The organism is Nonomuraea sp. 3-1Str (assembly GCF_031570565.1).
Classification (GTDB): Bacteria; Actinomycetota; Actinomycetes; order Streptosporangiales; family Streptosporangiaceae; genus Nonomuraea.
This window is the reverse complement of record NZ_JALHBK010000018.1, coordinates 80519-101625: the sequence shown is the minus strand read 5'-3', so window position 1 is coordinate 101625 and position 21107 is coordinate 80519. Positions and strand designations below refer to the sequence as shown.

The window sequence follows — 21107 nt, the reverse complement described above, 5'->3', positions numbered from 1 at the left end:
CCGCGGCCCGGGGTCAGGGCAGGGCCACGACGACGTCGACCTCCAGCAGCAGCCCCGGCATGAACAGCTTCGGCACCTCCACGGTGGTGCTCGCCGGCGGCGTCCCGGTGAGGTACTTCCGCCGCACCGCGCCGTACTCGGCCCGTCGGTCCATGTCCGTCAGGTACGTCCTGATGAAGGTCACGTCGTCGAACGTCGCGCCCTGGTCGGCCAGGATGCGCTCCAGGTTCCGGAAGACGTGCTCGGACTGGGCGGTCATGTCGTCCTCGCCCACCACGCGGTGCCGCTCGTCGAGGGCGGCCTGCCCGGAGACGTAGAGGGTGTCGCCGGCCCGGACGGCGTGGGAGTACATGCCGTTCGTGGGCGGGACGGTCGGCGGGTTCAGCGGCACGGCCCGCCGCCCCTTCCGGCCGCCCGTGACGTGGCCGGCGATCGCGGTGAGGTCACGCCCGCCCAGGCCCGCGGCCTCCGCCTCCTGCAGCCGCCGGCGGGCCGCCGTGGCCAGCGACGCCTCGGGCCACGCCGCCAGCGCCAGGTCCTTGGCCGCCAGCCCGAGCGCGTACCGGGTCTCCCGTGAGGGGACGCGCAGCCGCTCGGACACCGCGCCGAGCGGGGTGCCCGCGAGCACGTCCGCCAGCTCCTCACGCGGCACCCCGTGCGCCTCGCCGTACGCGAACGTCTCGGCGACCAGCACCTGGGCCGGGACGATCGCGCTCATGACGGCGACCTTCACGGCCGCGCCCGCGCCCAGGGGACCGCACGCGCGCACGGTCCCGAACACCGACAGCACCTCCCGCAGCCCGGCGGCCACTGCCCCGTCCCCTTCCCGAGGGCCGTCCAGCCCTCCGGCGAGCACGGTCAGCGTCCCCTCCGCCGCCGGCCCGACGCTGCCCAGCACGGGCGCGTCGACCAGCCCGGCGGACGCGGGCAGCAGCGCCCGCAGCTCCCGCACCGCCTCGGGGCCGATCGTGGACATCTCCACCACCGTCGCCCCGGGAGCCAGCCCCGGCAGCGCGGCGGTCAGCACCTCCCGGACCGCGGCCGGGTCGCGCAGCATCGTGACGACGAGCGCGGCTCCGCGCACCGCCTCGGCGGCCGTGACATCCGTCCCGCGCCGCCACACCGTCACCTGGTGGCCGGCGTCCACGAGCCGCCGCGCCATGGGGACGCCCATCCGGCCCTGTCCAAGAAAAGCGATCTTTCCCTCGAAAGCAGTCATGGGCCCAGTGAACCGGGTGGCGAGAGATTCCACCACCGACTACATTGCATGGCAGCCATGACTGACACGAATGCCTTCGACACCGCCACCCTCCGGCTGTTCGACGAGGTGGCGCGCAACGGCTCGTTCACCGCGGCGGCCGAGCTGCTCGGCTACACCCAGTCCGCGGTCTCCCGCCGGATCGCCGCCCTGGAGCGCGCCGCCGGCGGCCCGCTGTTCGAGCGCCTGGCCCGGGGCGTACGGCTCACCCCGGCGGGGCATGCGCTGCACGCCCATGCCGGCGCCGTCCTCGACCGGCTCGAACGCGCGGGGGAGGAGCTGACCGCGATCCACGGGGGCAGCGGCGGCACGCTGCGCGTCGGCGCGTTCGCCACGGCCAACGTGGACCTCGTGCCGGGCACGCTCAGGCGGTTCGCCCGTGCCCGGCCGCGCGTCGAGCCGCGCGTGCTGGAGGGGCTGACCTCCCGGCTGGTCGAACGCCTCCAGGCGGGCGCGCTGGACATCGCGGTCATCAGCGACTACCCGGCTGGCCTGCCCGCCGGTTTCACCCTCCGCGAGTCACCACCGGAGCAGCCCCGGGGCGCGCGTGGGGACGACGCCGGTCCCGGGAGGGCCGTGCTGCTGCGCGAGGACCGGCTGTTCGTCGCCCTGCCGCGCGAGCACCGGCTGGCCCGCGAGGACACCGTGGAACTGCGCGAGCTGGCGGGCGAGCCGTGGATCGAGGCCGCGCCCCGCGGCCAGCCGACGCTGCTGGCCGCGGCCTGCGCCGCCGCCGGGTTCACCCCGCGCGGCGGCCTGCGGGTGGCGGAGTGGACGGGGAAGTTCGGGTTCGTCGCCGCCGGGCTCGGCGTCACCCTCGTACCGGAGCTGGCGGCCCGCGGCGTGCCGCCAACCGTCGTGCTGCGCCCCCTGCGCGGCCCCGCCCCCGCGCGGAAGGTGTACGCGGCCCTGCCCAGGACGCCGCTGCCCGCGGCGCTGGAGTTCCTCCGGCTGCTGGGACAATGGGAGCCGTGCACGACTCCTTCGCCCACGTAGGCGGTGTCCTCGCCACCGGCCTGCGCGACCTGACCACCGACCTCGCCGCCCTCGACGGCGACGGCTGGTGGGCGGTCGTCGCCGACTACGAGGGCAAGGCGACGTGCGCCCGCTTCGACCACGTCCGCCCCGCGCCGCTGCCGCCGCCCCGCCGCCCCTGGCACGGCCCGCCGCCCGGCCGGTGGCGCAGCTCGCTCGACCGGGCCGCCTACGAGCGCGGCGTCCAGGCCATCCGCGACCACATCGAGCGGGGCGAGGTCTACCAGGCCAACCTGTGCCGCGTCCTGACCGCACCGGTGCCGCACGACGCCGACCCGCTCGCCCTGGCCGCCCGGCTGGCCGCGGGCAACCCGGCCCCGTACAGCGCGGTGATCGACGTGCCGGGCGCGACCGTCGTATCCGCCTCGCCGGAGCTGTACCTGTCGCGCGAGGGCGACGTCGTCGAGTCCCGCCCCATCAAGGGCACCGGCGCCACCGCGGCCGACCTCCTCGACAAGGACCGCGCCGAGAACATCATGATCGTCGACCTGGTCCGCAACGACCTCGGCCGGGTCGCCGAGGTCGGCTCCGTCGAGGTGCCGTCGTTGTGCGCCGTCGAGGAGCACCCCGGCCTCGTCCACCTCGTCTCGGCGGTCCGCGCCCGGCTGCGGCCCGGCGCGGGCTGGGCCGAGCTGTTCGCGGCCACGTTCCCGCCCGGCTCGGTCACCGGGGCCCCCAAGTCGTCGGCGCTGCGGATCATCAATCGGCTCGAACCCGAACCCCGGGGGCCGTACTGTGGGGCGGTGGGCTGGGTCGACGCCTCCCGACGCAGGGCGGCGCTGGCCGTGGGCATCCGCACGTTCTGGATCGCCGCCGGCGAGATCCGGTTCGGCACGGGCGCGGGCATAACCTGGGAGAGCGATCCCCGGCGTGAGTGGCTCGAGACCGAGCTGAAGGCGTCCAGGCTCATCTCACTGGCATCCTCAGGAGGCACTGCATGAACATCCCTGTCTGGGTCAACGGGGAGCTGATCGACCCGCAGCGGGCGACCGTCTCGGTGTTCGACCACGGGCTCATGGTCGGCGACGGCGTGTTCGAGACCGTGAAGATCGTTCACGGTCGCGCGTTCGCCCTCACCCGGCACCTCGACCGGCTCAGGCTCTCGGCCCAGCGCATGGACCTGCCCGAGCCCGACGTCGAGGCCATCGCCGAGGGCATCGGCAAGTGCCTGGCCGCCGCCCCCGCGTGGGCGCTCGGCCGCATCCGCATCACCTACACCAGCGGCCCGGGCCCGCTCGGCTCCGACCGCGGCGACCAGGGCACCACCTCCGTGGTGATCGTGGACGAGCAGAAGCCGTTCCCCGTCACGGCCAACGTCACCGTCGTCCCCTGGCCGCGCAACGAGCGCGGCGCGCTGGCCGGCGTCAAGAGCACCTCCTACGGCGACAACGCCAAGGCCCTGGCCTACGCCAAGGCGCGCGGTGGCGGCGAGGCGATCTTCGGCAACCTCGCCGGCGACCTGTGCGAGGGCACCGGCTCCAACATCTTCATCGTCCGCGACGGCCGCCTGCTCACCCCCACTCTCCAGTCCGGGTGCCTGGCGGGCGTCACGCGGGCACTGACGCTCCAGTGGTGCGGCGGCGAGGAGGCCGACGTGCCGCTGTCGGCCCTGTACGAGGCCGAGGAGGCGTTCCTGACCTCGACCACCCGCGACATCCAGCCGATCAGGCTCGTCGACGACACCGAGCTGCCGGTCGCGCCCGGCCCGATCACGGCCAAGGCCATGCGGGTCTTCGCCGAGCGCTCGGCCGGCGACCTCGACCCCTGACACCCCGCACCCGGGCGGCACCGACCGGCCGCCCGGGCCTGCCACCGCGACACGGTCGACGGCGTGCGCGACCATACCGGTCCGGGCGCGATCACGCCTACGCTGACGCCTTCCCGGCAGGACGTCAGGGATTGGTCGCCACGGTGAGGATCACCGCGCGGGAGCCGACGTGCGCCAGGCGCGACTCCGCCTGAACGAAGCCCGCCGTACGGGCGAACTCCGACGCCTCGCCGGCGGTGCCGGGGACGGGCACGTCCGAGGCGACCAGCGCGGCGAACGCGCCGCTGGGCCGGAACTGCCCGGCCACCGGCAGGGTGAACCCGGCCCGGCCGCCGGGGCGCAGCGCGCGGCGCCAGTCGGCCAGCGCCGTCGAGCCGAGGAAGTGCAGCGAGGACGAGCAGAGGACCAGGTCGAGCGAGGCGTCGGGCACGGGCAGGGGGACGGCCTGCCCCACCCGCCAGTCGATCGCCGTGGCCAGGCCGGCCGCTTCGGCGCGCTCACGGCCGACGGCGATCATGCCGGGGGAGATGTCCACGGCCACGACGGGGACGGTGGCACCCGCCCGGGCCAGCGCGAGCGCGACGGCGCCGTTGCCGCAGGCCACGTCGGCGATCCTGTCGCCCGCGGCCGGTCGGACCAGGTCGAGAAGCAGGCGGGCGATCTCGTCGTGGTGGTCGTTGTCGTAGTCGCCGGCCAGCTCGTCGAAGGCATCGGCCATCTGAGGGGGAATCGTCACGAGGCGATTATCGGGCACGGGCCGTCCGCGCCGCGGACGGCGTCAGTACGTCTTCTGCGTCTGCACGTTGAAGTCGTCCATCGTGACCTTCTTGGCGGGGTCCGTCAGCGGGTCGTCGACGGAGATGACGTCCAGCCCCTCGCGGATGTCGCTGGAGTAGATGTAGCCGTTGTAGTAGTACGCCGACCACGAGCCCGCCACGGGATCGTCGCCGCCGTCCGGGAACGGTCCGCGCTCGAAGAAGCCGATCTCCCTGGGGGCGGAGGAGTCGGTGAAGTCCCAGATCGACACGCCGCCCTGGTACCACGCCTGCACCATGACGTCCTTGCCCGGCACCGGCACCAGGGAGCCGTTGTGGGCGACGCAGTTCTCGTCCTTCTCCTGCTCGCGGGGGATCTTGAAGTAGCCGCGGCGCTCCATCCGGCCGTCGACGATGTCGTAGATCGCGTTCGCGCCCTTGGTCTGCGGGGTGTTCCTGTCGCAGGTGGGGGCGTTGCCGCCGCCGAGCTCGTCGCTGAAGACGACCTTGGTGGCGTCGTTGTTGAACGTGGCCGAGTGCCAGATCTGGAAGTTCGCCTCGTCGCGTACCTGCTGGAGCACCGTCGGGTTGACGGGGTCGGAGATGTCGAGCAGCACGCCGTCGCCGAAGCAGGCGGCGGCGGCGAGCTTCTTCTCGGGGAAGGCGGTGATGTCGTGGCAGCCGCCGCTGCCCTTCTGGCGCTCCGGGAAGATGTTCGGCTTGGCGACGACCCTCGCGGAGCGGGGGTCCTTGACCGGGATCTCCACGACCTGGATGACCTGGTGCTCCGGCGTGCAGGTCGCCGAGTCCGCCTCACCGCCCGGGGAGGAGACGTACACGTAGAGCGTCTCGCCCTGCGGCACCATGGTGTGCGTGTGCGACCCGCACTCGGTCGCCACGGACGAGACGTACGTGGGGCGGGCCTTGTCGCTGATGTCGAAGATGCGCAGGCCCTCCCAGGCGCGCGTGTCCTCGTCGGAGCCGCAGCCCGCGTCGCTGCGGGGCTCGTCCACCGACAGGATCAGCAGGTCGCCGTAGACGGAGACGTCGTTCTGCTGGGCCGGGCAGGCCACCTGGCTGACCGTCCTCGGCCTGGCCGGATCGCTGATGTCGTAGACGGAGAACCCGCCGAAGTTGCCGACGAACGCGTAGTCCCCCTGGAAGGCCAGGTCGGTGTTCCAGTCCATCTCGTTGTTCAGCGGCGCCGAACGCGGGACGTTGGCCACGAGCTTGACGTTGGGGCTGGTCATCACGGTGTCGTCACCCGACCCCCGTGAGGTGCCTCCCGAGCGCGGCGCGGACCCGCCGGGGTCCGATCCCGAACTGCACGCGGACACGAACAGGGCGACCGCGCACAACACCGCCCCCCGAGCCCTGGCAGAGAACACGCACGCACCCCTCGTCTTGTGTCCCAGTATGGAAGCTATGTCAGTACGATCCCGGTTCGTACCGCACCTTGTCGCAATTATGGCGGTATTGGCGGTAGCCGCGTGTGCCGAGCGGCCGGAGGGACCCTCGGCCGTGGGCACGGGCGCCCCGGTGATCGTCCCGGACGAACCGGGGGCTCCGGCCCGTACGGCGACGCCTGGGGAGCGTGTCGGCCAGGCCGACAGGGAGCCGGGCGCGGCGGACGTCCGCTTCGCCGAGGGCATGATCCCGCACCATCGCCAGGCCCTGGAGATGACCGCCCTGGTGGCGGAGCGCACGGGGAACGTGACCGTGCGGGGCTTCGCCGCGCAGATCGCCGCGGCCCAGCAGCCCGAGATCAGCGTGATGACCCGCTGGCTCGCCGGCCTCGGCCGCTCCGTCCCTGCCGGGCACGAGCACGGCCAGGTGGGCTACGGGATGGCGACGCTGGAGGAGATGAACGCGCTGCGCGCCGCCCGCGACGCCGCCTTCGACCGGCTGTTCCTGCGCCTGATGATCAGGCACCACGAGGGCGCGCTGAGGATGGCGGGGGAGCAGCTCTCCGGCGGGCGCGACGTGGGCATGCGGCGCATGGCGCGAGACGTGTACGCGGGCCAGAGCATCGAGATCGCCCGTATGAGGAGGACGCTGCAGGCGCTACCCGGCCGCTAGGGAATCCTGGGGGGTTCAGGAGGGCCAGAGCATGTTGGTCAGCTCGGCGTCGAGGTCCATGAAGTCGGTCTCGCGACCGGCCGGCACCTTCTCGTACGTGCGGTGCAGGAACTCGGTGAGGGGCGTCAGCGGCACCTCGAACAGTGCCTGGCCGAACGGGGAGGTCAGGCTGATGTGCAGGGTGCGCTCGCCGTCGGAGCGCGCCGGCCACACCTGCACGTCGCCGTCGCCGACGCGGCGCACGATGCCGACGGTCAGCAGCTCCCTGGCGAAGATCCACTCGACCGGTTCGTCGTTCCCCACGTGGAAGGCCATGCGGATGGCGTACGGGTCGTCGGCGGTGTAGCTGAGTCCGGCGAGCAGGGGGACGGTCGTTCGGTCGGGGACCACAAGCCGAAGGCCAAGCTCGGCGGAGACGGTGGTGCTGTTCATCGTCAGCCAAACCTTTTCGTCGTAGGTCCCCTCTTCGGGGCTTTCGCTGCTCTGACGGACTTCGTCCTGAGCTATGACGCGGAACGAAGAAACCTGTAGGAAAGATTCCGCTTCCAGGGCCTTCTGTAACGCACCTCACAGCTGGACATTCGGGCATCTATCTGGCCAAACGGCATCTGTTGGCTGGTATTTGCGAGGGCTTTGCGCGCCCTCCGGTCGGCTCCGGCGTAATCCTTCATGAACGTTTCCGGAGAAAAGATCACGATCGGCTCCTACCGGAACACGTCGATGGTATGCCACCGACCCGCTCCGCCGATGGGCAACCACCCCCTTTCCCTCGAATCTCCGTCCCAGTCCGCCTCCCGGCGCGCCGCCGCTTCGCCAGGTGGTCCTGGAGTGCGGTATGGTTTTCCCGTCGGCGCCGCAAGGGGCCGCCAGGGCGGGCGATTAGCTCAGCGGGAGAGCGCTTCGTTCACACCGAAGAGGTCACTGGTTCGATCCCAGTATCGCCCACCGGAATTCACCAGGTCGAAGGCCAGACCGCATGTCGCGGGTCTGGCCTTCTTCATGTCTGGACCCTGATTGGACCCTGCGACCAGCGCTCACCCACGCCCTGGCCGACAGCCCGCCCGGCCGTACCGGGCCATGGCCCGGCCTTCGCGCCGGCGCCCTACTCGACGACCACGCATCCCGCCGCCTCTATGGCGGCCCGGACCGACCGCTCGTCGACCGGCCCGTCCGTCAGGATGCTGACGCGCGAGGTGGCCGGTGTCACCTCCACTCCCACCACGCCGGGCACCTGGATGAGTTCGGTCCTGATGGTCGCCAGGCAGTGGTCGCACGTTTCCGAGGACAAGCCGGTGAGCTGGTAGGCGACCAGGCTGTACGCCACAGTGATCATGGTGTCCTCTTCCTCTCAGGACGCTTCGAGGCTACGTCTGCCCCTGCCTCCGATCGTGGAGCACCGGACCCGGCGCGGGGAGTCCGGGCGGGCGTCGCGAACACGCCATGGCGCGAACAGGAAGCCAGCTTTGCGGCGGTATAGGGAGATCTGTCATCGTTTCGGGAGGCGCACGAGAGGATGGAGGGCAGCTTGCCGCATCAGGATGACGATCATCTCGCGCAGGCCCTCTACCGGCAGATGCACGAGCGCGGCGAGTCATGGTCCGAGGCCGGCGCCGCCCTCGAACTCGGTCCGGCCGAGCTCGCCCAGGCGTGCGAGCACCTGATCCGCCTCCACCTGATCGACTCCGAGACCGGCACCGCCGTCGACGCCGCCGCGGCGCTCGCCCGTAGCCTGCGGGACAGCCACCGAGCTCTCGATCGCCTGGTCGAGCAGCATGTCAGGGCCGCCCTGCTGGCCCAGCGTTATCTGGGCCTGCCCGGCCGCCGGACCGACGACACGCACATCGAGTTCTTCGCCCGCACCCACCACCAAGAGCGGCTGTACCAGCGCATCGACGAGCTGACCGAGCTGACCAGGCACGAGATCGCGAGCATGCATCCCGCGGCGCCGTGGACCTCGGAGGTGCTGGAGAAAGGGCTGGCCCGCAACCGCGTCTCCATCGGCAACGGCCTCCGGGTGCGCAGCCTGCACGCACAGATCACTTTCGCCGACCCGATGATGCGCGAGTACGTCAACACCCTCGCGGAGGTGGGCGTCGAAGTGCGGGCCGCCCCGCTGATCCCCACGCGCATGCTCATCTACGACCGGCACACCGTGATCGTCCAGGCCGACCCCGAGGACCTCGACGCCGGCGCGGTGCTCATCCAGGGCGATGGCGTGGTCCGCTCGCTCTCGGCGCTCTACGACTACTGCTGGATGACCGCCTCCGAACCCGAGGACGTGCCCCGCACCGCGGACGGCGTGACCCTCACCGAGGCGCAGCGGGCCGTCCTGCGGCTGCTCGCCTCCGGCGCCAAGGACACCGCCATCGCCCGCGGCCTGGGCGTTTCCGTCCGTATGGTGACCCGCACCGTCGGCGAGCTGACCACGATCCTGGGCGCGACCAGCCGCTTCCAGGCCGGAGTGCGGGCGGCCCGCCTCGGTTGGCTGGACTGAAGCGGGCGAAGGGCGGCGCCGGAAAGGGCAGGCCGGTCTGTCACAGGGCGGCCTTGGCGTAGCGGCTCGCCGGGCGGGGCAGGCCGAGTCGCCCGCGCAGGTCCGCTGTGTCGTACGCCGTCCGGAACGCGCCCCGGGCCTGGAGCTCGGGCACCAGGCCCCTGGTGATCGACGTCAGGTCGCGGGGCAGCTCGCCCGGCCGGAGGCGGAATCCGTCCAGCCCGGCCTCCCGCCAGCTCAGCAGCAGATCGGCGAGCTCCTCCGGCGTGCCGGTGAAGACGTGCGCGTCCGAGACGAGCTCGTCTCCGTCGAGGTCGTCCAGCCGCGCCTTGCGGTCGGCCGCGCCGCCGGGGTCGAGGAAGGTCACCAGGTCCGCGAAGATCTTCAAGGGCGGTCCGGCACGGCCGACGGCGGACTCCGCCGCCCGGACCCGCTCGACGACGGCCGTGGCCTCGTCCCGCTCGCGCGGCGTGACGTACACGACGTCGGAGGTCCGGGCCGCGAACTCGTACGGCAGCGTGTCGTGGGCCAGGGCGGTGACCAGCGGCTGCCCCTGGGGGGACCGCGGCGTGATCGAGGGCCCCTTCACGCTGAACCACTCGCCGCTGAAGTCGACGTAGTGCAGCTTGTCGCGGTCGATGAACCGGCCGGTCGCGACGTCGCGGATCTCCGCGTCGTCCTCCCAGCTGTCCCACAGCCGGCGGACCACCTCGACCGCGTCGGCCGCCTCGGCGAACAGGCGCTCCACGTGCCTGGTGAAAGCCGGATCGGGGTGGCCGGAGAGGTCGAGCGGCGGGAGGACGCGGCGGCCGAAATGGAGGGCGTGGTCGGGGCGGCCCGAGACCTGGGGCCGCCACCCGCCCCTGCCGCGGGTGACGTGGTCGAGCGAGGCGATGCCGGTCGCGACGTGGAACGGCTCCGTATGGGTCGTGCTGGTGGTCGGCACGAGGCCGATCCGCGAGGTCAGCGGCGCGACGTTGGACGCGATCAGCACCGCGTCGAGGCGTCCGCGCACCTGGTCCAGGCGCTCGTCGGGCTCGTTGAGCCGGGTCGACTGGAGGCCGAGCGCGTCCTCGAAGGTGACGAAGTCGAGCAGGCCGCGCTCGGCCTCCGCGACGAGGTCGGCCCAGTAGCCGGCGGTGAACAGCCGGTCCGGCTGCGCGCCCTCGGCCCGCCACGCGGCCGGGTGCCAGCCCGCCCCGTCGAGCGCGACGGCGAGATGCAGGGTCATGAGATCTCCTCGGTACGGGCGGCGAGAGGGCGGGGGGCGAGAGGGCGGGCGGCGAGGCCCAGGTGGTCGCGCAGGGTGGGCCCCGTGTAGTCGGCGCGGAAGACGCCCTTCTCCTGCAACAGTGGGACGACCTTGTCGACCAGGTCGTCCAGCCCGCCCGGGGTGAGGTGCGGCACGAAGATGAAGCCGTCGGCGGCGTCGGTCTGCACGAAGTGGTCGATCTCGTCGGCGACCGACCGCGGTGTGCCGATGAAGGTCTGCGGCACGCCGACCTCGATGACCAGCTCGCGGATCGACAGGTTCTTCTCCTCGGCGATGGCGCGCCACTTGGCCGCCACGGCGCCACGGTCGCGGCGGAACTGCGCGTCGCCCTTGGACACGCCCTCGTCCAGGTTCGGTTCGAGGTCGGGCAGGGGGCCGTCCGGGTCGTATCCCGTCAGGTCGCGGCCCCACACGCCTTCCAGGAAGTAGAGCGCGGTCTGCGGGCTGACCTGCGCGCGGCGGATCTCGGCGGCCCGTTCCGCGGCTTCGGCATCGGTGTCGCCGAGCACGTACGTGACAGCGGGAAGGATCTTCAGGTCCTCGTGCCGCCGGCCGTACGCGGCGAGCCTGCGTTTGACGTCACGGTAGAAGGCGCGGCCCTCCTCCAGCCTGCTGTGCCGGCTGAAGATCACATCCGCCGAGGACGCGGCGAACTCGCGGCCGTCCTCGGAGTCCCCGGCCTGGATGATCACCGGGTGGCCCTGCGGGCCCCGCGGCACGTTGAACAGGCCGGAGATGTCGAAGTGCCGGTCCCGGTGCCGGAAGGGGGTGACGCCGTCCGGCCGGAGGAACCGCCCCGACTCCGGGTCCGCGACCACCGCGTCGGGAGCCCAGGAGTCCCACAGCTCCCTCGCGGTCCGCAGGAACTCCTCCGCCCGGGTGTACCGGTCGGACTCGTGGAGGAAGCCGCCCCGGCGGAAGTTCTCGCCGGTGAAGGCGTCGAAGCTGGTCACCACGTTCCACGCGGCCCGGCCGCCGCTCAGGTGGTCGAGTGTGGCGAGCCTTCTGGCCACCTCGTACGGCTCGTTGAAGGTCGAGTTGACCGTCGCGGCGAGGCCCAGGTGGGTGGTGACGGAGGCCAGGGCGGAAAGGACGGTGAGCGATTCGGGGCGGCCCACGACGTCCAGGTCGTGGATGCGACCCTTCGCCTCGCGCAGCCGCAGTCCTTCCGCCAGGAAGAAGAAGTCGAACTTGCCCCGTTCGGCCGTCTGGGCAAGGTGGCGGAACGAGTCGAAGTCGAGTTGACTGCCCGATCCGGGGTCGGACCAGACAGTCGTGTTGTTCACGCCGGGGAAGTGCGCGGCGAGATGGATCTGCTTGGTCATCGGGGCTCCTGACGGGGTAATAACCTATAAACATAGTAGGAAAAGAGGGGTATATCGTCAATGATGTCCGTGATCCCTGTCGTCCAGGAAGTCCAGAAAGTCCAGGAAGGGAGTGGTGCTGGGGTGAAGGGTCCGATCCGGGAGGAAGTCGATGACCGGCAGGGTCCGCGGGGACGCCCCGAGCGTCACCCGCTGGACAACCCCGTCCGGTGGTCCCTGGCCGGCCCCCACGCGCACCTCGCCGGACGACGCGGTGCCGCGCTGCGATACCCGGCCGACGTCGCCCCGTTCGCCGCGCTGCCGGACGAGCCGGGCCCCGCCGACTGGGCCGACCTGGCCGCGCTCGCCGGCCCGGGCGCCGTCGTCACGCTCACCGGTCCGGCGATCGCGCCGCCGGACGGGTGGGAGGTCGTGATGTCGCTGGAAGGAGTCCAGATGGTCGGCGACGACGTCGCGGCGGCGTATGACGGCGAGACCGTCCGGCTGGGGACGAAGGACGTGCCCGAGATGCTGGACCTGGTCCAGCGCACGCAGCCGGGCCCCCTGCTCGACCGCACCGTCGAGATGGGCACCTACCTCGGCATCCGCCGCGACACGGCCGCAGGCCACGCGGACGGCTCCCCCGCACTCGTGGCGATGGCGGGGGAGCGGCTGCACCCCCAGGGCTGGACGGAGATCAGCGCGGTGTGCACCGACGCCGCCTTCCGCGGCCAGGGGCTGGCGAGCCGGCTGGTGCTGGCCGTGGCGGCCGGGATCCGGGAGCGAGGGGAGATCCCGTTCCTGCACGCGGTGGCCGGCAACGTCAACGCGATCCGTCTGTACGAGTCGATCGGGTTCCGGCTCCGCCGCCGGGTGGTCTTCGCCGCGCTACGGGTGCCCGCCGATGCGGAGGCCTCCGGAGCGGGCTGAGACCACCCGGCCGCGGCCGCTCGTCACTCCGCCGGCCGGACCGGGCCGCGCCACCTGAGGTCCGGCAGGTTGACCACGATCGCCTCCTGCGAGCTCCGGGCGATCACCACGATCGCCTCCAGGTCGGGGTCCGGGTTCTCCTCACGGTGGGGGACGAACGGCGGCACGAAGATGTAGTCGCCCGGCTTCGCGTCGATCCGCACCTCGTGCGGCTCCTCGGCGTCCAGGTCGAGGAACACGAACGACGGGGTGCCGCTGACCACGTAGATCGCGGTCTCCGAATCGCCGTGGTGATGGTTGAGGGACGCGGTCGCGGGCGCCACGTGGGTCTGGCCCATCCACAACCGCCTCGACCCGACGGTGGCGCCGCTGATGGCGGCGCGCCTGCGCATGCCGCCGGTCTGCGCGGTCTCCGAGGTCAGGCCCGCGGGCGCCACGTGGTGCAGCCTGCGGTGGAACGGGTCTTCGGGAAGAACGACGCTCAACTCTCTCCTCCTGGCGGTCACGAGCGGGCGCCTGGCGGCTCCCGCGCCGGTCAGGCCAGTCTCGCTCCTCGGGCGGAGATCCGGGGCGGCCGGGGAGGACGGCGCGGCGAGCGGGCAGCGACAGCACGGGACGCCGCGTGGATAATGTGATCTCTCGCTACGTCTCCCCGGGTGAGGATCGCACGTGAGGCGAACGACTGCCGCGCTGGCCGCACTGGCGCTGGGGGCGAGCGCCTGCGCCGGCTCGCGCCCGGCCGGAGAATCCCGTGCGAGCTCTCCGGCGCCGGCGGGCACGTCCGCGCCGGCCGGCAGGGTCGCCGAGCCCGCCGCCGTCACGCCCGGCTCCTGCCCCGGGACGCCCCGGGCGGCCGACCAGCTGCGGCCGGTCGAGGTTCGCGGCTCCGGGTGGCGGTTGATCTCGCTCGACGACTCGCCCGGCCACCTCACCGACGGCAGCGTCACCTCCGACGGAGCCCTCTGGGCACTCCACGGCACGCCCGGCGCCATGGGCGACCACGTGGCGGCCCGCCGCTGGGACGGCCGGGCGTGGACCCGGCTGCCGCAGGTTCCGGGTGCCCGTGGCGCGGACCAGGCGCTGTCGGCCGTCTCCCGCGACGCGGCCTGGATCGTGACCCGTGCGCCGGGCAAGGAGGACGGCGCCCGCGGCCCCAGGACGCTGTGGGCCTGGAACGGCGCGGCGTGGCAGACGGCGCCGCTCGACCTGCGCCCGGCCCCGGACGACGTGCGGACCTCGGCCCGCGGGCCGTGGGTGGTGGCCGGGGATCGGTCGATGCGGTGGAACGGCACCCGGTGGCAGCCGGCCCCGCTGCCCGCGCCCGCCCACTCGCTGGGCGGCACCGACGACGAGCCCTGGGTGGTGGGCGAGCTGCCCCCCGACGACACGGACAGCGACAAGTCGCGCGTCGCCCGGTGGACCGGGAGCGCCTGGCAGGACGTGCCGCTGCCGGAGCTGAGGCTGCCACCGGACGCCGAGCCGCAGCACGGGGACGACGGCGACCGCTTCCCGCGGGTGGCGGTGCGGACCGGTTCCGCCGAGTTCTGGGTGCTCGGGAGCTTCCGGTGGCTGGAGCATGACCGCGAGGACCTGGAGGACGTCTTCCCGGCCCGGCCCGTGGCGATGCGCAACGTCTCCGGCGTGTGGACGTGCTTGTGGGGACCGACGGGAGAGCCAGGCTTCAGCGACGCGGTGCCCGACGGAAGCGGTGGCCTGTGGGCCGTCACGGACTGGGACGACGGTCCGCGCAGCGTCCTGTGGCATCGGGCGGGCGGGCGGTGGACGCGGGAGTCCCTCCCCGTGCGGGACGGCGGCCAGGCGCGGGTGTACGACCTGGCGGCGCGCGACGGCACGGTCTACGCGCTCGGCGCGGTCGTCCGGGACCCCCTGCGGGAGGGGCGGGCGGCGCTGTGGCGGCTCGGCCGCTGAACGGGACGATAATCGTCACTGCCACGATCATCGCAACGACTCCGGAGGCCCCCGTCTGGGACCGTCCCGATCACCCGGACCGTCCTCGAAGGGGATCTGGGCCCCGTCGCGTAGTCGTCCATGGCGGGGCCGTGCGGCACCCGTGTTCCGTCATGCGCCCGAAACCTTGACGCACCATTGGCTTCGGTTCATAGTGAGCCCGTCAACCCCATGAGAATTTCCCCCGGAGGTCATATAGCACCTACGAATGTTAGCGCTAACAACGCAAATCCCCTTTCCGTTCTGGCCGCGACACCGCAGGTCAGAGGGCATATCGCTGCGCGCGCAGAAGTGCGGTGGCGGGTTCGATCTTTTCGATCGACGACCCATGCCTGAAATCTCCGGCCCTCGCGGCGGGTCCCCCCTGAAAGGCAGATTCCATGATGATTGTCAGGTCCGGATTCCGGCGTCTCGCCAAGGCACTGCTGTCCGCGGGCGCGGTCGTCGCGCTCGCCGCCGGCCTGCTGACCGGCCTCCCCACGTCGTCACAGGCCGCGACGTCGCCGCCGTGTGACCTCTACGCCTCGGGCGGCACGCCGTGCGTGGCGGCGCACAGCACGACCCGGGCCCTGTACGCCTCCTACAACGGCTCGCTGTACCAGGTGCGCCGTGCCTCGGACAACGCCACCCGGAACATCGGCGTCCTGAGCGCGGGCGGATACGCCGACGCCGCCGCGCAGGACTCCTTCTGCGCCGGCACGACCTGCCTCATCACCGTCATCTACGACCAGTCCGGCCGCGGAAACCACCTCACCCAGGCGCCCCCCGGCGGGTTCCAGGGCCCGGCTCCGGGCGGGTACGACAACCTGGCGAACGCGACCGCCGCGCCGATCGTGATCAACGGCCACAAGGCCTACGGCGTCTACGTGGCTCCCGGCACCGGCTACCGCAACAACAACACCAACGGCGTCGCGAAGGGGGACCAGCCGGAGGGGATGTACGCGGTCTTCGACGGCACCCACTACAACGGCGGCTGCTGCTTCGACTACGGCAACGCCGAGACCAACAGCCGTGACAACGGCAACGGCACCATGGAGGCCATCTACTTCGGCAACATCAAGGTCTGGGGCTACGGCACGGGCAACGGTCCCTGGGTCATGGCCGACCTCGAGAACGGCCTGTTCTCCGGGGTGAACGCGGGTTACAACGCGAACGACCCGAGCGTGAACCACCGGTTCCTGACCGCCATCATCAAGGGCGAGCCGAACCACTGGGCGATCCGGGCGGGCAACGCGCAGTCGGGCAGCCTGTCCACCTTCTACAACGGGAAGCGCCCCAACGTCGCGGGCTACAACCCGATGAAGAAGGAAGGGGCCATCATCCTCGGCATCGGCGGCGACAACAGCCACGGCTCCGCCGGCACCTTCTACGAGGGCGTGATGACGTCCGGCTATCCGTCGGACGCCACGGAGAACTCCGTGCAGGCGAGCATCGTGGCCGCCGGATACGCGACGTCCGCCGGCGGCCAGAACGGAACGCTGACGCCCGGCTCCTCGATCTCGCTGCGCGCGACGACGTCCTGCTGCGCCGACCGCTCCATCCGTCACCAGAACGACCAGGCCGTCACGTCGGTGATCACCTCGTCCAGCCCGGCTCTGGACAGGAACGACGCCACCTGGATCGTGCGCAGCGGCCTGGCCAACAGCTCCTGCGTGTCGTTCGAGTCGAAGAACTACCCCGGCGACTACCTGCGGCACCAGAACTACCAGCTGTACCGGCAGCACAACGACGACAGCTCGCTGTTCGCCGCCGACGCCACCTTCTGCCCGCAGTCCGGCAAGAGCGGCCAGGGCACCTCGTTCGCCTCCGCCAACTTCCCGGACCGGTTCCTCCGCCACTACAACAACACCGTCTACATCGCCGCCAACGGCGGCTCGAACGCCTTCGACAGCGCCACGTCGTGGGCCGCCGACGTGAGCTGGCTCGTCGGCCAGCCCTGGGCGTAGACACCGCCGAGCGGAGCCGCCCCTGGTCCACGGGGGCGGCTCCCCGGAACTCCTGACATGCGGGCATACCAGTATCGATATGACCCTCGGCCCGATATCGATATTGGACATCAGGTGATCGCCTCTGATTTGCTCCTGCGTCTGACCGACCCATGACGCACCGCCGTGAGGACCCCACATGCGACACCTGCACGCGCTCGGCACCACCACCCTGACACTCTCCCTTCTCACCGTCCCGGCCGCCGCCGCCCCGGCGGCCGCGGCCTCCACCACGGCCGGGGCGCAGCCGGTGACCACGAAGCCGGTGACCACGGGGACCGGCGTCAGCAAGGAGCTGCGGGCCCTGGAGAAGTCCTTCCAGGGGCGCATCGGCGCCTACGCCATCGACACCGCCACCGGCAGGACCGTCGCCTACCGGTCGGGTGAGCGGTTCCCGCTGCTGTCCACCTTCAAGGCGATGGGCTGCGCGGCCGCGCTGCACAAGGCGCGCACCTCCGAGCCCGGCCTGATGGACAAGGTCGTCACGTGGACCGCCGCCGACCTCAAGCCCAACTCGCCGACCACCGAGAAGCACGTCAAGGACGGCCTGACCGTCGCCCGGTTGTGCGAGGCGGCCATCACCCTGAGCGACAACACCGCCGGCAACATGGTGCTCAAGCAGATCGGCGGCCCCGCCGGGCTGACCCGCTACTTCCGCACGCTGAAGGACCCGATCTCCCGGCTGGACCGCTGGGAGACCGAGCTCAACGACTGGAGCCCGAAGGAGCGGCGTGACACCACGACGCCCGCCTCCGTCGCCCGTGACCTGCGCGCGGTCACGGCCGGGAACGCGCTGCACGTCAGGGACCGGCAGCGGCTCATCGGCTGGCTGACCGCCAACAGGACCGGTGACGCCCGCATCCGGGCGGGCCTGCCGAAGACCTGGAAGATCGGCGACAAGACGGGCACGAACTCCCGGTACGGCGCCGGCAACGACATCGCGATCGTCTGGCCCGAGAAGTCCGCCGCTCCGATCATCCTGGCCGTCTACACCAACCGCGAGGCCGCCGACGCGGCGGTGAACGACAAGGTCGTCGCCGACACCGCCACCGTCCTCGTCCGGGCCCTCGGCAAGCTCTGACCCCACCCGGCATCGGACCGATCCTGGCGGCACCCCACGACGGGACACCGGGGCGGCCGCTCAAGACCGTCATCGCATCGCCGGAGCCGGTGGCGCAGAATGGAGCAGGCCGCCTCGACCCGGACCAAGGGGACGGGGTGCGGCCCACCCCCTCCAGATGCGAACGCCCCGTACAGGACGGATTCGATGTCAGATTCAGAGTTCCCCCTCGTCCAGTTCATGAGGGAGGGTTTCGATCCGGTAGCGGAGCTTGCCCGCATCCGTACCGAGCATCCGATCTTCCCCATGGAGATCCCGGGCGGCCAGACCGTGTACCTGGTCACCCGCTATCACGACGTGCGGTCCGTGCTGGGGGACCACGAGCGGTTCAGCAACGACTTCGGCAACGTGATCGGGCTCGGCTCCAACCAGGAGGACCCGGGCGGCCTCGGCTTCCGCGACCCGCCCGAGCACACGCGGCTGCGCCGCTATCTCACGCCGGAGTTCACGATGCGCCGCCTGCGCCGGCTGGAGCCCCGCATCGAGGCCATGGTCGAGGAGTACCTCGACAAGATGGAGGCTGCGGGCTCCCCGGCCGACCTGGTCGAGTCGTTCGCGCTGCCCATCCCGTCGCTGGTGGTGTGCGAGCTGCTCGGCGTGCCGTACGAGGAGCGCGCCGACTTCCTGCGGATCAGCACCAACCGCTTCGACCTCACCGCCGGCCCCGAGGCGTCCCTGCAGGCCGTCAACGACGCGATGACGTACCTCACCGACCTGGTCGCCCGCGAGCGGCTCGATCCCGGCGACGGCCTGCTCGGCCGACTGCTGCGCGAGCACGGCGACGAGCTCGACGACCGCACACTCGCCAGCATGGCCGACGGCCTGCTCACCGGCGGCCACGACACCAGCACCAGCATGCTGTCGCTCGGCACCCTCTGGCTGCTGGAGAACCCCGAGCAGGCCGCCAAGGTGCGCGAGGTGGACGGCCACGTCAACGAGGTGGTCGAGGAGCTGCTGCGCTACATGACGGTCGTGCAGGTCGCCTTCCCGCGCTTCGCCCGCGAGGACCTGGAGCTGTCCGGCCACACGGTCAAGAAGGGGGAGATGGTCCTCTGCTCCCTGACCGCCGCCAACCGCGACCCGAGCCTCGGCGACGACATGGACGAGGTCAAGCCGTACCGCGACACGGCCGGCTCCCACCTGGCCTTCGGCCACGGCATCCACCGCTGCATCGGCGCGCCGCTCGCCCAGATGGAGATGCGCATCGCCTTCCCCGCGCTGCTGCGCCGCTTCCCCGGCCTGCACGTGGCCGGCGAGGTGCCGTTCAGGGCGCTGTCCATCGTCCACGGCGTGGAGAAGCTACCCGTCGCCTGGTAATCGGGTTACGTTCACAAGTGTGAACGAGCCCGCCATCGACCTGACCGCGGTGAGCGCCGTCGTGTTCGACACGGACGGCGTGGTCACCGACACCGCACAGAGCCACGCGGCCGCCTGGAAACACGTCTTCGACGCCTTCCTGCGCGGCCGCTCGGCCCCGTTCGACATCAGGGACGACTACCTGCGCCACGTCGACGGCCGGCCGCGGCTCGACGGCATCCGCACGTTCCTCGCCTCCCGCGGCCTGGAGGTGGAGGAGGGCTCGCCCGACGACGAGCCGGGCGAGCCGACCATCCACGGGCTCGGCCGGGCCAAGGACCGGCTGTTCGTCGCCCAGGTGGACAAGTACGGCGTCGCCGCCTTCCCCTCCACGGTGGCGCTGCTGCACGAACTGCGCCACAGGGGCGCGCGCACCGCGGCCGTCTCGGCCGGCTTGCACGGCCGCAAGCTGATCACCTCGGCGGCCGTCACCCACCTGTTCGACGTGCTCGTCGACGGCCACGACGCCGCCCTGATGAACGTGCCCGGCCCGCCCGACCCGGCCCTGTTCCTGGAGGCCGCCCGCCGGCTGGCCGTGCCTCCGGCGCGCACCGCCGTGGCCGAGGCGGCGCTGCCGGGCGTGGAGGCGGCCCGCAAGGCCGGATTCGGCCTGGTCGTCGCGGTCGGCCGCCCCGACGCGCAGGGGGCCGCCGAGCACACGGACCCGGAACGCGCGGCGGCGTACGGCGTGGAGCTGCGCGAGCACGGCGCCGACGTGGTCGTGGCCGACCTCGGCGAGCTCACGGTACGCGGCAGGGTCCTACCCTTGACCACGTGACCGTGCTCATCGACCCCCCGAACTGGCCCGGCCCGCGCGGCCTCATGTGGTCGCACCTCGTCAGCGACCACTCCCTGGAGGAGCTGCACGCCTTCGCCGCGCTGCTCGGGGTGCCGGGGCGCGCCTTCGACCGCGACCACTACGACGTGCCGGAGACGGTCCACCGGCGGGCCGTCGAGCTGGGCGCCCAGGCGGGCAGCTCGCGGGGGCTGCTGCGCCGCCTCATCGCCGCCGGCCTGCGCCGCCGCAAGCGCCACACACCGGGCGCCCCGGTGAGCTGAGGCGCTCGCCGCCCGCCCGGAGGAAGCCCCCCGCCCGGGGGGGGGCGCCCCCGCCGGCGTGAAGTACCCCCGCCGGCGCTACGGCCGGGTGCCCGCCGTGAGGGAGCGCAGCTCGGCGCGCAGGTTCGCGCGCGCCCGCTCCTCCCACAGCTCGTACGCCACGGGAGTCCGGTACAGCCGCGGAGCCGCCAGCAGCCGCCCCAGCACGGCCGCCCGGCCCGCCCTGAACGGCTCGTCGGCCACGTGCGCGTACTCCTGCCGGACGCGCGCCGCGTAGTCGTCGTACGCCTCCCGGCTCGGGGAGCCCAGCACGGCCAGGTCGGCGTCGCACAGCACCTCCCCGTTCGCGTCGCCCGGCGCCACCCGGTCGTGGGCGGCCGTCAGCCGTACCAGCCGGGCCACCTCGGCGACGCGCGCGGGCGGCACCCCGCACCGGGGCAGCCGGACCTGGGCGAGCTGGGCGCTGCGCTCCTCGTCCCGGCCGGGCCGGCCGTCGTACACGGCGTCGTGGAACCACAGGGCCAGGCGCACGGCGCCGGGATCGTCCGCCGCGCCCGCTAGCCGGTCGGCGGCGGCCAGGACGGCGGCCAGGTGGTCGAGCGTGTGGTAGCGGCGGTGCGGCTCGCTCCAGCGGGCCACCAGCTCCGCCCGGGTCGCCAGCGACGCGGGGGAGCGGCCCGCGAGCTTCGTCCAGCCGTCGTCCATGCGCCTCACCCTAGAGCG

Annotated in this window: 21 protein-coding genes and 1 tRNA gene; 13 read left to right on the top strand and 9 right to left on the bottom strand. The window is 72.3% G+C overall.

The window, feature by feature from the left end:
- Nucleotides 1-13: 13 nt before the first annotated feature.
- Nucleotides 14-1219, bottom strand: coding sequence for a Rid family hydrolase (locus tag MTP10_RS26495; RefSeq protein ID WP_310712391.1), 1206 nt, complete (start codon nt 1217-1219; stop codon nt 14-16).
- 57 nt (nt 1220-1276) lie between these two features.
- Between MTP10_RS26495 and MTP10_RS26490 the strand changes: the two genes are divergently transcribed.
- From MTP10_RS26490 to MTP10_RS26480, 3 genes are read left to right on the top strand one after another with little or no spacing between them, the layout of a single operon-like run.
- Nucleotides 1277-2254: a LysR family transcriptional regulator gene (locus tag MTP10_RS26490; RefSeq protein ID WP_310712390.1), complete on the top strand. Its 978-nt coding sequence runs from the start codon at nt 1277-1279 to the stop codon at nt 2252-2254.
- Nucleotides 2221-3234: a chorismate-binding protein gene (locus MTP10_RS26485; RefSeq protein WP_310712389.1), complete on the top strand. Its 1014-nt coding sequence runs from the start codon at nt 2221-2223 to the stop codon at nt 3232-3234. Before MTP10_RS26490 ends, MTP10_RS26485 begins: the two co-directional genes overlap by 34 nt.
- Nucleotides 3231-4061, top strand: coding sequence for an aminotransferase class IV (locus MTP10_RS26480; protein WP_310712388.1), 831 nt, complete (start codon nt 3231-3233; stop codon nt 4059-4061). The genes MTP10_RS26485 and MTP10_RS26480 overlap by 4 nt, the downstream gene beginning before the upstream one ends.
- Before the next feature lie 124 nt (nt 4062-4185).
- Here the strand turns inward: MTP10_RS26480 and MTP10_RS26475 are convergent, their stop codons facing one another.
- Nucleotides 4186-4797 (bottom strand): methyltransferase domain-containing protein, encoded by a 612-nt coding sequence (locus MTP10_RS26475; RefSeq protein WP_310712387.1) that lies wholly within the window; start codon nt 4795-4797, stop codon nt 4186-4188.
- A 42-nt stretch (nt 4798-4839) separates the two neighbouring features.
- Nucleotides 4840-6069, bottom strand: a complete 1230-nt coding sequence (locus MTP10_RS26470; RefSeq protein ID WP_397334514.1) for an LVIVD repeat-containing protein — start codon at nt 6067-6069, stop codon at nt 4840-4842.
- Between the two features lie 268 nt (nt 6070-6337).
- Here MTP10_RS26470 and MTP10_RS26465 point away from each other — a divergent pair, with 268 nt between their 5' ends.
- On the top strand, nt 6338-6895 hold the full coding sequence (locus MTP10_RS26465; RefSeq protein ID WP_310712385.1) for a DUF305 domain-containing protein: 558 nt from the start codon (nt 6338-6340) through the stop codon (nt 6893-6895).
- A gap of 15 nt (nt 6896-6910) precedes the next feature.
- Here the strand turns inward: MTP10_RS26465 and MTP10_RS26460 are convergent, their stop codons facing one another.
- The gene (locus MTP10_RS26460) at nt 6911-7327 is read right to left on the bottom strand and encodes an SsgA family sporulation/cell division regulator (protein WP_175594684.1); all 417 of its coding nucleotides are present in this window, start codon (nt 7325-7327) and stop codon (nt 6911-6913) included.
- Nucleotides 7328-7768: 441 nt separating this feature from the next.
- Here MTP10_RS26460 and MTP10_RS26455 point away from each other — a divergent pair.
- Nucleotides 7769-7840: transfer RNA gene (locus MTP10_RS26455), tRNA-Val, on the top strand.
- A 157-nt stretch (nt 7841-7997) separates the two neighbouring features.
- On the opposite strand, the gene MTP10_RS26450 is transcribed toward MTP10_RS26455, so the two are convergent.
- Nucleotides 7998-8228 carry a heavy metal-associated domain-containing protein gene (locus tag MTP10_RS26450; protein WP_310712384.1) on the bottom strand — a complete coding sequence of 77 codons (231 nt, stop codon included), beginning with the start codon at nt 8226-8228 and terminating at the stop codon, nt 7998-8000.
- Nucleotides 8229-8420: 192 nt separating this feature from the next.
- Here MTP10_RS26450 and MTP10_RS26445 point away from each other — a divergent pair, with 192 nt between their 5' ends.
- Nucleotides 8421-9389 (top strand): helix-turn-helix transcriptional regulator, encoded by a 969-nt coding sequence (locus MTP10_RS26445; protein ID WP_310712383.1) that lies wholly within the window; start codon nt 8421-8423, stop codon nt 9387-9389.
- Nucleotides 9390-9429: 40 nt separating this feature from the next.
- Here MTP10_RS26445 and MTP10_RS26440 read toward each other — a convergent pair whose 3' ends face one another.
- Together MTP10_RS26440 and MTP10_RS26435 are read right to left on the bottom strand one after the other, a co-directional pair.
- Nucleotides 9430-10620 carry an LLM class flavin-dependent oxidoreductase gene (locus MTP10_RS26440; protein ID WP_310712382.1) on the bottom strand — a complete coding sequence of 397 codons (1191 nt, stop codon included), beginning with the start codon at nt 10618-10620 and terminating at the stop codon, nt 9430-9432.
- Nucleotides 10617-11987: an NtaA/DmoA family FMN-dependent monooxygenase gene (locus tag MTP10_RS26435; RefSeq protein ID WP_310712381.1), complete on the bottom strand. Its 1371-nt coding sequence runs from the start codon at nt 11985-11987 to the stop codon at nt 10617-10619. The genes MTP10_RS26440 and MTP10_RS26435 overlap by 4 nt, the downstream gene beginning before the upstream one ends.
- 123 nt (nt 11988-12110) lie before the next feature.
- On the opposite strand from MTP10_RS26435, the gene MTP10_RS26430 reads away from it, so the two are divergent.
- The gene (locus tag MTP10_RS26430) at nt 12111-12896 is read left to right on the top strand and encodes a GNAT family N-acetyltransferase (protein ID WP_310712380.1); all 786 of its coding nucleotides are present in this window, start codon (nt 12111-12113) and stop codon (nt 12894-12896) included.
- 23 nt (nt 12897-12919) lie between these two features.
- Here the strand turns inward: MTP10_RS26430 and MTP10_RS26425 are convergent, their stop codons facing one another.
- On the bottom strand, nt 12920-13381 hold the full coding sequence (locus MTP10_RS26425) for a cupin domain-containing protein (protein ID WP_310712379.1): 462 nt from the start codon (nt 13379-13381) through the stop codon (nt 12920-12922).
- 184 nt (nt 13382-13565) lie between these two features.
- Here MTP10_RS26425 and MTP10_RS26420 point away from each other — a divergent pair, with 184 nt between their 5' ends.
- The 6 genes from MTP10_RS26420 to MTP10_RS26395 all read left to right on the top strand — a co-directional run bounded on the left by MTP10_RS26420 (nt 13566) and on the right by MTP10_RS26395 (nt 20384).
- The gene (locus tag MTP10_RS26420) at nt 13566-14825 is read left to right on the top strand and encodes a hypothetical protein (RefSeq protein WP_310712378.1); all 1260 of its coding nucleotides are present in this window, start codon (nt 13566-13568) and stop codon (nt 14823-14825) included.
- A gap of 419 nt (nt 14826-15244) precedes the next feature.
- Complete coding sequence (locus MTP10_RS26415) at nt 15245-16810, top strand: alpha-L-arabinofuranosidase B (protein WP_310712377.1); 1566 nt, start codon at nt 15245-15247, stop codon at nt 16808-16810.
- Nucleotides 16811-16988: 178 nt separating this feature from the next.
- The gene (bla, locus tag MTP10_RS26410) at nt 16989-17930 is read left to right on the top strand and encodes a class A beta-lactamase (RefSeq protein WP_310712376.1); all 942 of its coding nucleotides are present in this window, start codon (nt 16989-16991) and stop codon (nt 17928-17930) included.
- Nucleotides 17931-18116: 186 nt separating this feature from the next.
- Nucleotides 18117-19286 carry a cytochrome P450 gene (locus MTP10_RS26405; protein WP_310712375.1) on the top strand — a complete coding sequence of 390 codons (1170 nt, stop codon included), beginning with the start codon at nt 18117-18119 and terminating at the stop codon, nt 19284-19286.
- A 19-nt stretch (nt 19287-19305) separates the two neighbouring features.
- Nucleotides 19306-20103 (top strand): HAD family hydrolase, encoded by a 798-nt coding sequence (locus MTP10_RS26400; RefSeq protein ID WP_310712374.1) that lies wholly within the window; start codon nt 19306-19308, stop codon nt 20101-20103.
- A complete protein-coding gene (locus MTP10_RS26395; protein ID WP_310712373.1) occupies nt 20100-20384 on the top strand; it encodes a DUF4031 domain-containing protein in 285 nt (94 codons plus the stop codon). The genes MTP10_RS26400 and MTP10_RS26395 overlap by 4 nt, the downstream gene beginning before the upstream one ends.
- 78 nt (nt 20385-20462) lie before the next feature.
- Here MTP10_RS26395 and MTP10_RS26390 read toward each other — a convergent pair whose 3' ends face one another.
- Nucleotides 20463-21089, bottom strand: coding sequence for a metal-dependent phosphohydrolase (locus MTP10_RS26390; RefSeq protein ID WP_310712372.1), 627 nt, complete (start codon nt 21087-21089; stop codon nt 20463-20465).
- Between the last annotated feature and the right edge of the window lie 18 nt (nt 21090-21107).